The organism is Symploca atlantica LB2515 (assembly GCF_052546295.1).
The window spans coordinates 2,873,472-2,885,771 of the sequence record NZ_JBQWMT010000001.1 but is presented as its reverse complement, the minus strand read 5'-3'; the positions used below and the strand labels follow the sequence as shown (position 1 = coordinate 2,885,771).

The 12,300-nt window shown below is 43.8% G+C and carries 11 protein-coding genes; 4 read left to right on the top strand and 7 right to left on the bottom strand.

Going from position 1 to position 12,300, the window contains the following annotated elements; genetic code table 11:
• Window positions 1-9: 9 nt before the first annotated feature.
• The 3 genes from clpP to ACT7WV_RS11935 form a co-directional block, all read right to left on the bottom strand.
• Window positions 10-618, bottom strand: a complete 609-nt coding sequence (gene clpP, locus ACT7WV_RS11945; protein WP_445103104.1) for an ATP-dependent Clp endopeptidase proteolytic subunit ClpP — start codon at window positions 616-618, stop codon at window positions 10-12.
• A 479-nt stretch (window positions 619-1,097) separates the two neighbouring features.
• Window positions 1,098-1,226, bottom strand: coding sequence for a hypothetical protein (locus ACT7WV_RS11940; protein WP_445103103.1), 129 nt, complete (start codon window positions 1,224-1,226; stop codon window positions 1,098-1,100).
• A 288-nt stretch (window positions 1,227-1,514) separates the two neighbouring features.
• Window positions 1,515-2,903: a tetratricopeptide repeat protein gene (locus tag ACT7WV_RS11935; protein WP_445103102.1), complete on the bottom strand. Its 1,389-nt coding sequence runs from the start codon at window positions 2,901-2,903 to the stop codon at window positions 1,515-1,517.
• A gap of 208 nt (window positions 2,904-3,111) precedes the next feature.
• On the opposite strand from ACT7WV_RS11935, the gene ACT7WV_RS11930 reads away from it, so the two are divergent.
• Window positions 3,112-4,512, top strand: a complete 1,401-nt coding sequence (locus ACT7WV_RS11930; protein WP_445103101.1) for a carotenoid oxygenase family protein — start codon at window positions 3,112-3,114, stop codon at window positions 4,510-4,512.
• A gap of 625 nt (window positions 4,513-5,137) precedes the next feature.
• Window positions 5,138-5,629 carry a gluconokinase gene (locus ACT7WV_RS11925; RefSeq protein ID WP_445103100.1) on the top strand — a complete coding sequence of 164 codons (492 nt, stop codon included), beginning with the start codon at window positions 5,138-5,140 and terminating at the stop codon, window positions 5,627-5,629.
• Between the two features lie 34 nt (window positions 5,630-5,663).
• On the opposite strand, the gene ACT7WV_RS11920 is transcribed toward ACT7WV_RS11925, so the two are convergent.
• The 3 genes from ACT7WV_RS11920 to ltrA form a co-directional block, all read right to left on the bottom strand.
• Window positions 5,664-6,608 (bottom strand): NAD(P)-dependent alcohol dehydrogenase, encoded by a 945-nt coding sequence (locus tag ACT7WV_RS11920; RefSeq protein WP_445103099.1) that lies wholly within the window; start codon window positions 6,606-6,608, stop codon window positions 5,664-5,666.
• 132 nt (window positions 6,609-6,740) lie between these two features.
• Window positions 6,741-8,027, bottom strand: coding sequence for an RNA-guided endonuclease IscB (gene iscB, locus ACT7WV_RS11915; RefSeq protein ID WP_445103098.1), 1,287 nt, complete (start codon window positions 8,025-8,027; stop codon window positions 6,741-6,743).
• 96 nt (window positions 8,028-8,123) lie between these two features.
• The gene (ltrA, locus tag ACT7WV_RS11910; protein WP_445105584.1) at window positions 8,124-9,929 is read right to left on the bottom strand and encodes a group II intron reverse transcriptase/maturase; all 1,806 of its coding nucleotides are present in this window, start codon (window positions 9,927-9,929) and stop codon (window positions 8,124-8,126) included.
• A 353-nt stretch (window positions 9,930-10,282) separates the two neighbouring features.
• Between ltrA and ACT7WV_RS11905 the strand changes: the two genes are divergently transcribed.
• A complete protein-coding gene (locus tag ACT7WV_RS11905) occupies window positions 10,283-10,600 on the top strand; it encodes a hypothetical protein (RefSeq protein WP_445103097.1) in 318 nt (105 codons plus the stop codon).
• Between the two features lie 116 nt (window positions 10,601-10,716).
• Here ACT7WV_RS11905 and ACT7WV_RS11900 read toward each other — a convergent pair whose 3' ends face one another.
• A complete protein-coding gene (locus tag ACT7WV_RS11900; RefSeq protein WP_445103096.1) occupies window positions 10,717-11,280 on the bottom strand; it encodes a HEAT repeat domain-containing protein in 564 nt (187 codons plus the stop codon).
• Window positions 11,281-11,885: 605 nt separating this feature from the next.
• Between ACT7WV_RS11900 and ACT7WV_RS11895 the strand changes: the two genes are divergently transcribed.
• The gene (locus ACT7WV_RS11895; RefSeq protein WP_445103095.1) at window positions 11,886-11,978 is read left to right on the top strand and encodes a transposase-like zinc-binding domain-containing protein; all 93 of its coding nucleotides are present in this window, start codon (window positions 11,886-11,888) and stop codon (window positions 11,976-11,978) included.
• The last annotated feature ends 322 nt before the right edge of the window (window positions 11,979-12,300 follow it).

Genomic DNA, 12,300 nt, shown 5'->3' with positions numbered 1-12,300 from the left:
ACCTTTCCCTTACCCAATAGCAACAGGGGTGCGCGTACTCGAAGGACGACGCTCAATTACCTGATCGATTAAGCCATATTCCTTGGCTTCCATAGCTGACATGAAAAAGTCACGCTCTGTATCTTCAGCTATTTTCTCAAGTGGCTGACCAGTATGTTGTGCCAAAAACTCATTGAGCCTTTGCTTGTGATAAAGAATCTCTTTGGCTTGAATTTCGATATCGGTTGCCTGTCCTTGAGCACCGCCGAGTGGCTGGTGAATCATTAGTCTTGAATGAGGCAAGCTCATTCGCTTACCTTTAGCACCAGCACTTAGCAAAAAAGCACCCATACTGGCAGCTAGACCAACGCAAATTGTACAGACATCTGGGCGGACTTGATTCATGGTATCAAAAATACCCATGCCAGCCGTCACTGAACCGCCAGGAGAGTTGATGTAAAGATAAATGTCTTTCTCGGCGTCTTCAGCTTCCAAAAACAGCAGTTGGGCAACTATTAAGTTTGCCAGATCAGAATCAACCTGTTGTCCCAAGAAGACGATGCGTTCTCGCAGAAGACGAGAGTAAATGTCAAAGGCGCGTTCACCGCGACCGGATTGTTCTATGACTGTGGGAATCATTCAGTACAGCTACGCTAGCGTTTCCTTAAATTGTAGCGATTAGCACGCACGGCTGCTGGTTTGTTCAATCTTGAGAGTTATTCTCTGTAAAGTCTAAACACTCTAAGAAAAGAACAAGATGCCTCAAATTATGATCAGTTCCCTTGGTTGTGCCAGTTGAAAAGCCGGAACGTAGGCTAGTGATAATTAGTCGAGTCTTAGGTAAAATTCTCCCATGGTTCATCTATCTGGGTGAACCTGTTAGATGAAGTCATTTCCGCTAAATCCAGTTAGCTCTAGTATAGTTAGCTTTTGCGAAAAATTTAGCCTGGTGCATGGGAGCTTCAGTATTGTTAGAGTCTTCTCCTGTGACTGATCAGGGGTCACAGATGGTTCAAGATGCCTAAGAAAAGCTTGATATTAGCTAATTGCTTCATAATTAAGCCTTTCTTAAAAGTTTTACGGCAAATAGGCAATTAAGTCGAAACCGTTCGCCACGGCTAGTCGTCATCTGAGGAATGAATATCGAGATATTGAGGAGTGTTCGTTATGCTCAAAAGACTAATCCAAGCCGCTACTATCACCTTCTTGCTTAACCTAGTGGCGTACATAGGTTCGCCAAATTCCATTCAGCAAGCTCCTGTATTCTCTTCCCAAGAGGTTTCAAAGCTAGTAGTAAATTGGCGCTAATCTATTTTTAATAGTTGCATTGATCAATTCATTCCTCCCTATCTCTAGTTCACTCTAACGGATCTTAGACATGAGGATGCCTTTAAAGAGAATATTAATAGCAATCTCCTGGAAAAGTCTTAAGGAAACAAGAGGGAGGAATGTCGCCAGAAATTTTGGGTATGGAGTGGTAGAAAGCGATCGTCGCTACAGCGCCAGTAACAGAAAGTTGCACCTCACCTCAACAATTAGCGTTGGGATTTTTTGAGTTCCCGCAGTAATGATTCAGCTTCCTTAAGCCCTTGTTTATCATCCTGAAGTTGATAGAGGTTAAGGGCTTTTTCAACAGAAGCGATCGCTTCATTAATACGCTCTCGTCCTTGTAAAGCCATCCCTAACTTGTAGTATCCCCTTGGGTCTTGAGGAGCCAACTCAACCCAGCGTCGATAGGCAACGATCGCTTGTACGTATTCCGATTGTGCCAGCAAAATATCCCCCAGAGAAGCATGCGCCTCTACAGAATTAGGTTGTGCAGAAGCCGCTTCTTGAAAAGCCCGCAGTGCTCCGGGCAAATCCTCTTGTTCTTGCAGTACTTTGCCAATTTCGATATGAATTTTAGGATTGCGGGGATCTAAACGCACTGCCTCTTCAAGAGCAGTCCTACCTGCTTGCAGGTTACCCTGACTCAACCAAGCCTTGCCCAGCATGAGCTGCACGCGACCTTGACGAGGATCCAGCTTTGCTGCCTCCTGAAGTGCTTTGATCGCGGCTTCAGAGCGCTCCTGTTGTAGGTAAGCAGAACCAATTAGTTCATAAGCTTGGGCATTTCCTGGTTCTAAGTCAATAATTTTTTGATAAGTCTCTATAGCCCCGTCATAGTCTTCTTCCCTGAGTAACACTACCGCCAGACCCCAATAAGTCATGACATTATTGTCGTTGAGTTTAATCGCACGACGATAGGCATCAGCAGCATCAGTATTTTCTCCAGCATTAGCCAGAGAGTAGCCTAGGGCATAATAAAACTCAGCATTGTTAGAGTCAAGTCTGATGGCTTGTTGATAAGCTCTGGCAGCTTCTCGGTAATTGCCCTGACGTGCCTGTAAGTAGCCAATACCGGAAAAAATCTTCGGGTTTTGACCATCTAGAGAGGCAGCTTGTTCGTAAACATCAACTGCCCGAGCATAGTCACCAGCATCCGCCAAATCTCTTCCCTGCCGGAGGAGTTCTTTAAGTTGCTTGTTATCTGATTGCTGGCTGGGTGCCGCAGCTTGAAGCGCCTGAGCCACTGGCGGCAGGCTAGTTGTTAGTCCTGTCCACAACAGGCTACTAACTAGAAACAGAGTCAGTTTGTACACGGTCAATTTACTTCCTGGGATTCGGTGCAATTTCTTAATTTTTCGCTCACTAAAGCCTTTTGTCAGGAACGGCTCGTCTGGGAAAACAGCATTGCTTAATGCCAGTTCTCTCGTCCGAAATATATTGAACAGTATTTTCAAAAATGACTCCACTTCTGTCTTAGGACTTGAGTAAGTTGGTTCAACTTTAACCAGAGTTTTACACCGAGCAGGATTCATCTGGCTAGGTGGCTTAGTTATGTTGTTGAAGCTGATGTACTCCATATTCACTACACTTGGCACAGTCTGCTAGCAATCGTACACTCCATCACCACATCAATCCAGAGATAATTTAGATGCAATTATCTGTTACTTTTGGCGCAAAAACCAAGTATCTTACTACCCAAAAATTTTTATGTAAAGGTTTTGACGATTGCTGGGAGCGGCTAATTTCTGAATTTTTTTATAGGCTCTGATTAGGTACATTAAGTTAAGTAACAAAAAAAACATCATGGTTTCAACAGCGGTCAATCCTTTTCTAGATGGCAACTTTGCGCCGGTTCATGAAGAAATCACAGCCGATGAACTCACGGTGATTGGTCAGCTACCCGAAGAGCTCCGAGGTATGTTTGTGCGTAATGGCCCTAATCCCCAATTCTCTCCTATCGGTCAGTATCACTGGTTTGATGGAGATGGCATGTTGCACGGAGTACTCCTGAGTCAGGGAAAAGCCTCCTATCGCAACCGCTATGTACGTACCAAAGGATATAAGATTGAGCACGATGCGGGTCATGCCGTCTGGAGTGGACTATTGGAACCTCCCCAGATGGATAATCCCCACGGCCCAGGTAAAAATACTGCTAATACTGCCTTGACTTGGCATGCAGGTCAACTGTTGGCACTTTGGGAGGGAGGTGAGCCCCACGGGATTAAGGCACCTAGTTTAGAGACAGTCGGTGCTTACACCTACAATGGCAAATTAGTTTCTCCTTTCACCGCCCATCCCAAAGTAGACCCAGTTACTGGGGAGATGATCTTTTTTGGCTATTCTATGGTCGAGCCGCCTTATCTGCAATACAGCTTGGTTGCAGCCAATGGTGAGCTGTTGTGGACGGTGCCAATAGACCTACCAATAGGGGTGATGATGCACGATTTTGCCATCACCGAAAACTATACAATCTTTATGGATTTGCCCCTGACTTTTAGTCGGGAACGGATGCAACGGGGAGAGCCAGCTTTGATGTTTGAGCATGACTCACCAAGCCGCTTTGGTATTGTTCCTCGACATGGTGACAATAGCAGCATTCGTTGGTTTGAGAGTCCTGCCTGCTATGTCTTCCACACCCTCAATGCCTACGAAGAGGGAGATGAAGTAGTGCTTATTGCTTGCCGCATGAGTTCTACCAATGTCTTAATTGCTCATGAAAGCCTCCGTGATCCTGATGGTGATATCCCTCGCCTACACCAGTGGCGGTTTAATCTCAGCACTGGCGAGGTGCGAGAAGAGAGGTTAGATGATGTGCCTTCAGAATTCCCCCGTGTGAACGAACAGTTTTTGGGGCGCAAGACTCAATATGGCTATACCGCCAAGATGGCACCTACTCCAGTGCCCCTGATGGATGGTTTGATTAAATATGACTTCGCTAGTGGCAACTCTCAGATTCATGAATTTGGGAAAGGACGCTATGGAGGTGAGGCGGTATTTGTCCCTCGTACTGGTGCAACTATCGAGGATGATGGTTGGCTGGTGACATTTGTCTACGATACTAAGGAAGAGACGTCTGAACTGGTGGTAGTTAATGCTCAGGAAATGACGGCTCAACCTGTGGCGCGTGTGATCCTGCCTCAGCGGGTGCCTTACGGTTTCCATGGTGCATGGGTTTCTCAAGAACAGTTGAATAGTTCTAGATAAGAAACCACAGAGAAACAAAGATATTTATACTATTTTCCTTAAATAGTGCTACAAATAGTTCGGCTTGAAGTAATCAGTAGCTTTTAGTGACCCTATCGTTAGTCTTTCTTTTCGGTTTCCTCCCTGATTACTCTTGGCTAATCTCCAGAGCCTGCTTATCACTGTTTACTTAGAAAAACTTTTGTAGCCAATATCTAGGAAATTAGTCTTATCTGTAGGAAATGATTTAGCAGTGCGATAAGGAAGCGCTGTTGCTTTCAGCAGATTGCATTATTTTTCTCTCCTTGGCTATCTCTTACCCACTAATCTCCCTTGATCAAGATTGGAACTAAATTGAAATTCCTCTTGATCATAGGGAGATTAAGGGAGTATTAAATAGGCTTTGCTTAGAAACAACAATGTGTTTGCACATGGTAGCCTTATTAAGGGAAAAGTAAGATAACAGTATCAGGTATTAAACGGCAGTAGATGTTGAGTTTGCTGATGTCATCAGTGCGGCATATTCTATCATCAAGCCCCGGAAAAACCTGTACATTCTCGGTTTGTGTAGGTGGCAGCTATACAATGGGGGCAGGACTTAAAAGTCTTCTCATTAAGTTGAGCTAATTAATTAAGTGTATTATTAATGATTATAATTTTGATGGGAGTTTCTGGCTCTGGCAAGTCTACTGTTGGTCAAGCCTTAGCAACAGTATTAGGCTGGAATTTTTGTGACGCTGATCAGTTCCATTCAGCAGCGGCAAAGGAAAAAATGAGCCAAGGTATACCTCTTAATGATCAAGATAGGAGTCCTTGGCTAGAAAGTCTGCAATCTGCTATTGACGAGTGGCTAAGGGAAGAAAAAAATCGAGTTCTAGCTTGTTCGGCACTAAAGTCTAGTTATCGGCAAACTCTCCGTTGTGATGATGCACGAGTTAAGTTAATTTATCTTCAAGGTAGCTTTGAAACAATATCTGAAAGACTCAAAAATCGTAAGAATCACTTCATGAAAGAAGACCTTTTGCAAAACCAATTTGACACCCTAGAAGAGCCAAATGAAGAAGCAGCAATTAACGTAGACGTTTCTCAATCACCAGCAGCAATAGTTCAAGAGATTAAAAAGCGTCTTGAACTATGAAATAAAGAACAGAGATTGCAGCTAAGAGTAATCACTAAGACATCATAATTACTAATTTGCCAACCACATGTCCCTGCTGACTGACAGCATGAGCAACAGCAACTTCTGATAGGGGATAAGTCTGCTCAATAACTGACCGCATCTTACCTGTTTCAATCAATTCTTTAAGATATGCCAAATCTTGACCACTAGATTGAGCAAGGATAATTTTTGCTTTTGTACCAGGTAAAAACAAAGAAAGGACACTCTGGGCCAAAGTATCGGGAGTAGGTAATGTGGTGATGTAAACACCGTTAGATCTTAAAATCTTTTGACAATTAGAAAAATTTAGCTTGTCAACTGTATCGAAGATGATGTCGTATTTGAGTGGCTCTAGGGTAGGGTCAGAAACGGTGTAATCGATAACGCGGTCAGCTCCTAAAGAGGTTACCAACTCAATATTTTTACCGCTGCAAACCCCGGTAACTTCCGCATGCCAAGCTTTAGCAATTTGTACGGCAAAACTACCTACTCCCCCCGAAGCACCGTTAATTAACACTTTGTGGCCCGGTAGAATTTGACCTTTGTCTCGTAAGGCTTGTAAAGCTGTAGTTGCTGCTAAGGGCACAGCACCAGCCTCTTGATAAGACATGTTGCTGGGTTTGAGACAAGCTACCCGTTCTGAGACAACGGCATACTCGGCGTAAGCGCCTCCAGGCATAGAATCTGAGTAGGCGTAAATCTGATCTCCTGGTTGGAAGCGCGTCACTGAGTTACCAACGGCAATGACTTCTCCAGCAATATCAAATCCCAGAGTAAGTGGGAAATCATAACCCGTTAGCAGTTGCAACATGCCACTGCGAATTTTCCAATCAATGGGATTAATACTGGAGGCATAAACCTTGACCAATAACTGGTCAGATTCAGACTGAGGCATCTCTATGTCTGTGTACTGTAAGACATCGGCAGAGCCATACTGATTAATAACGACGGCTTTCATCTTTTTTCCTCGTGGAGACCCCCGATAGAAACGAGGCGGATATATCGAAGCAAAGCGAGTGCCGCCAAAGTTTTAGCGGCGGGAGGAAACGAGGGATATTTTACGGGGTTCAATACCCCTAAAATATCCAAATCACTGTGCATATGAATAACCGTCCTTTTTGTGAATGTGTTTGCAGTATTTGTGACTAATTCCTTGAACCAGTCCTTCTTTTGCCGAGATATTGAAGCTACCTGTGGCGCGAGTGGCTACACGCCCAACGTAAGTTCCAATCTTTTTGCCAGAAGTGACGACAGCTTTAACGATGTCACCAGTCTGAAAGCCTTTGTGAAATTTTGTTCTGGAGCAATAACGACTAGGAAACCCAAACTTGTCAGTACGGCACTGTTGGCGGGTTCCATGACCTTTGGCAGCAATCAATAGAGGTTTAACGCCTGATGTGATTAACTGCTCTGGGGTTGAAGCTCCAACACAGGCAGCATCCCAGTAATGAGTTTTGTCTAAACATCGGATAGTGCGGTTGTACTTGGTGCGACCACCCGTGCTAACTTCCACAGGCAAACCTGTTTTTTTGAGGTTCTCGTACAGGTTCCATCGGGTTGCATTGACGGCGGCTGCATCAGCCAAAGGTCTTTTGGTTTGTGCCAAGATCCGTTTGAGCAGATCAGGTTTACCTTTGAGAAAATCCTCAATGTCTTGATTCCCCTTTTTCTGATTACAGGGAACACAGGCTAAACAAAGGTTGCTGACACGGTTAGAACCCCCTTTTGAGCGAGGTTTAATATGCTCAATCTCAAGTTTGCTGTTTTTTGCCCCACAGTAGGCACAGGTTCTCTTCCACTTTTCGAGCAAAAACTCACGGATTTCGTAACCCGCCAAAGTTCCCTGCTGATAGCCGACTCCGCTAATTTCTGAGTCTTCTATTTGCTGAGTGTCAAATCTAACCAACTCTTGAGAAATGGCAGTAACTTGGCACAAGTCCGACAACCGCCTAACCCAAGTCAGAATGTTGGCAACTCTGCTATTTAGAGATGGTGGTAGCCATCCTTTGGGGCGAGTCCGATTCAAGAACCTCGGCTTGCGGTAACGAGTTTTGCGATTACGGCGTGAGCCTCTTAACTGACGACGGGATGTTAAAGCATCTCTAATTTGAAACCCACGATGCTGTAATTCTGCTACCCAAACAACCTCACCAGTACTGTCGTTGACTATTGCAAGTCCAGTGCTTTTCGCCCCTGGGTCAATCTTGACTCGAAGTGGATCAATTTTTGGGGTTAACACCTCCTTTTTTAGTATCAGAGTGAAGGGATACTGCCGGAAAATTGCAGCTTTGCCTTGAGATAACAGCATTCTTGCTCTACCTGGATGGATAGGATTAAGAGGCTGCTTGTTAGTGCCTAAAACAAAAACTTTACTCACGAATGAGTCTCCTTGCGGGTAATGTTAGCCTTGACAATGTTTTAGAAGTTTGTGGCGTCAACGACACTGGCTTCGACCCGATATGCCTGTGTTAACCTAAGCCGCCCCGTCACCAGGGCGACTCGGCTTCAGAACCGGACGTGAAAATTTCTTTTCATCCGGCTCCTCAGTGGTATGGTGCTTATCCAATTGCAGACCTACAGCTTTATCATCCTTAGCTGTTTTCAAATCGTGGCAGTGTCGATGGAGCATTTGTAGATTTTTGTATTCATCCTTTCCACCTTTCGATTTGGGGATTTTATGGTCTATTTCTAATACGTCTCCATCTTTGAAATACATTCCACAGTAGGTACATTTCCCTTTTTGCTTCTTCAGGAGTGTTGCCACTCTAGTTGTTGCTTCAGGGTGGTTACCCATTCTTGTACTCCAGTAAATTAGGTTGCCATCGTATGGGCTGGCATCGCCTTTAACCTTGTTGTGCCGGACTATAGGAGTTGCAGCATATTTTAGTAACCGCTTCGGGTTTTTACCCTCTTGCTTGGTTGCGAATACCCAATTGTCACCGCCAATAGTTTGCCAGTATTTTTTGGCTATCCATTCCCCCGACTTGTTAGGGTGGCGGCGTTTTGCCCAGGCTCGGAGTTTTTGGTACACATGGTTATCTAATTGTGTGTAAGTTTCTTTGCTACACACGCTTGAGTAGTAGTTTGCCCATCCTCTTATGATTGAATTTAGATTTGCAATTAACGCCGTTTGTGGCGCTGACTTATGGGCGTTGATGACACTACATACTCGGTTGTAATGTACCTTTTGTTTCTCTTTGCTTGGGGTAATGATTGGCTTGAATCCTAGCAGTTCACCCTTTGTGTCTTTTCCCGAATGATGTTTAGACACTCGGTACTGTCTGATATTGAACCCAAGGAAATCGAATCCTGGGTTTTTGCCTTCATACTCGTTTAGAGTATGAAGCATCTGGGTTTTACTAGGCTTCAATTCCAAACCCATGCCTTTTAACCATTCGGAGATTATCTCCTTGCATCTTTGGACAACAGATTCTTCTTTGTGGAGAATCACAAAGTCGTCGGCGTAACGGATAAGCTGAGGGGAGGAAAAGTAAACCCCTTTTACTGACTTCTCAGGAAAAGTCTGTTTTATCCGATTTTCCATACCGTGGAGGGCAATATTTGCTAGTAGCGGAGAGATGACCCCTCCCTGTGGTGTACCCTCAGATGTTGGAAATAGCTGCTTATCATCCATTACTCCCGCTTTAAACCATGCTCGAACTTGTCGGCGTATGGTGGGGAATGTATTTAATTTTATGAGCAGCGCTTTATGGTCAATGCAATCGAAGCACTTGGCAATATCGGCATCCAGCACATATTTGGCTTTGGCGTTGATTGCTTTAAAAATTGCTTCTATTGCATCTTGGCATGAGCGTCCTGGTCGGAACCCGTATGAATTAGGTTCAAATTTAGCCTCCCATTCTGGCTCAAGAGCCAGTTTGACTAAGGCTTGCAAAGCGCGGTCATTCATTGTCGGGATGCCCAACGGTCGCTTCTCATCCTTTCCAGGTTTTGGTATCCATACACGCCTGGTAGGAGCGACTTTTGAGCCTAATTTTAATTCGGCAACCAGAGTGAGACGTTGCTTTGGAGTTAGGGATTTGACCCCATCTACACCCGCCGTCTTCTTCCCCATGTTGTCTTGTGTAACCCGTCTAACCGCTAAACACTTTGCTGACCAAGACTTCATTAGCATCTTCTGGAGTCTGCGTACTGCTTTGACATCACCACGACTAGAGGCTTTGTAGATTCTTTTTTGCAACTTATAGACTTTTCGCTCAAGCTTTTGCCAAGGGATAGTCTTCCATTCCACCGTAGTTTTTACACTCGTTTTAGACATATTCATTGCTACTGGGACTCCACATTCCCTATCACCGTGAGTCTGTTAGCATATCCTCGCCATTACAGTGAGGCGTTCGCTTCTGACTCAATCCCGCCTACTCGCAGCATCCGGTTAGCACCTGCTCAGAGAATCGACCACCCTGAGAGCATACGAGAGGTTACTTCGTTCCTGATAGCCATTATTTGGAACCTTTAGAGCGATGCTATCCACCGGGTTTATATTGGGAGTGTTATTGGTCGAGATTAAAATCGCCAACCCCTTATCCTTTGCCTTTTGGCTCCAGCGTAAAAAGCCTTATTTCGCTGGTTGGTCATTACGATGGTTCTGATACATCTTCACTTTCGTTACTCATGGATTCTTGCTCGTCGGGAACCAACTTAGGCTGTCAGTCTACCCGTCTTTTCATCCCGCTTCAGGCTTTGATGGCTAGTCGCAAACCTGGGGATGATGCTTTTACCCCTACACCTGGGGGAGCAGGACTTGAGTTTTCTAGGGTACTTGCTCTCACCTGCATGGCTATCAAGTTGTCAAGGTTCTGTTTGGGTTGCCCCTTTCTTTTCCTTGCCTCTCATCTCTCCATTGCTGGATTTCGAGAGAACGAATCGCACTTAATCGTTGACCACAGAGCTACAGACTGGCTACGTATCCGTAGGTGTGATGGCTTCTAAAACGGAGTACACAAGGTACTTAGTCGGGTAAACTTTAGGCTTTTCTTCAAAGCCCCCGCTAGATTCGGTACTCCGAATTAGCGGCGGGTAGTTTACTGTCTCTTGTTCTCTATAAGTTACTCCTTTAATTTTGCCAATTTATGCTTAGCAAACTCACGTACTTTTTCATCGAGGTCATTTTCTGCTAAATCCTGCAATAGTCCCAACGTCTGACGGCAGTTAGGATATTGCTCGGCAATTGCCTCAAGTGCTTGTTGCCTAGGGTTGTCTTCCCCCTCTTGCTTACGTACAAAGGAGTCACCAATGGCACATTTGCACAAAATCTCAAATACATTGACTTCATCCCTCCAGTTTCTAGCTAGGGCTTGCGCTGCTGCTCCTCGCACGACTGGATTTTGGCTGTATTGAGAGTAAGTTTTGAACCAGTTTAGATTGGCTATATCATCTTTCCAAGCGGCTGCCATTATTTGTACCGCTGCATAGATTACAGTAGCATTTTCTTCTAACTGTAGGCGGGTTTTGAGCCAGGGTAAGGTGTTGGGGTCATTTTTGCCAATTTCGACTACCTGTTGAATAGCAAATTTGCGCACTTCCTCATCTGGGTCATTTTCCGCGCGATCGCGTAATTTTGCTAAAGCTTGAAGATGGTCGTGATCTTGCTTAATAATTGTTGCCTCCAATGCTGGTTACAGCTTTTAGATCTTGGAATTCAAGGGTAGCCTGCCACTCATCCATCTGATTCTTGGATAATCGCTTTCATCTTTATATTAGATAATCTTTTCCAGTTAAAGTTATTTGGTGGAGAAAACCAATTAAGCTCAAACTAAGTACCAGATAATCCCTTAATATTTATAGATTTTTTATATTTAAAAGCATTTCTCAGCCTCTTTTTAAGAATTTTTATTAATTAACTGCTTTAAAGGCTTGGTTTCTTGCGGCAATTGTGGGCTAGAAAAGTCAGTACCCTGTTAGCCACCATCCGACTAAGGAGAAAATTACTCTAAAGCTTTACTAACTACCATTTAAATATATCTTGTTCAAAGAGTTTGGCAAAGTTTTTAATAGAATCTTTAAAAAACTCTTTCATTAAGGAAAGCAGGGATTTTTGAAATACAAGATTATGATTATTTATTCTATGAATCACTCAAACAATCGACTTATTCAGTATATTTTGATAATACAGGCTGTAGATATAACTATGTCGGTCTTCAATTATTAGTGAAAAAATTTAGCTAGCAGTGCATAGTGATCATGGACTCAGTCGGTGTTACTTAATACTGAAACTATGCCTTGCCCTAAATGCCAATCCCATAGCATAGTTAAAAAGGGAAATGCTTACTACGGTAAACAACGATTCAAATGTCAAAATTGTGGATAATAATTTGTCAAAAGTCCAACCAGACAAGCAATTACCTACTGGAAACGAAACTTAATCGACAATCTTTTCTCCAAGGTTTATCCAAACCAGTGATTCCTCCTGTTACTGGAGAATCAACACATTAGTTGCAGTGCTACGTCCATCAGCAATATTACCAAATTTCCCAGCATATAGAAGTAATAAGAAACAGTTCGGCTGGTTCTCTAGATTGATTATATGTGAATCCAGAGGATTCTGAAAGCGAAGAAGTTAGATGGATAAAAATGTAGCAATCTTTATTGAAATTGCTACAACTAAAAACCTAACAAGGATAATCCCTTGA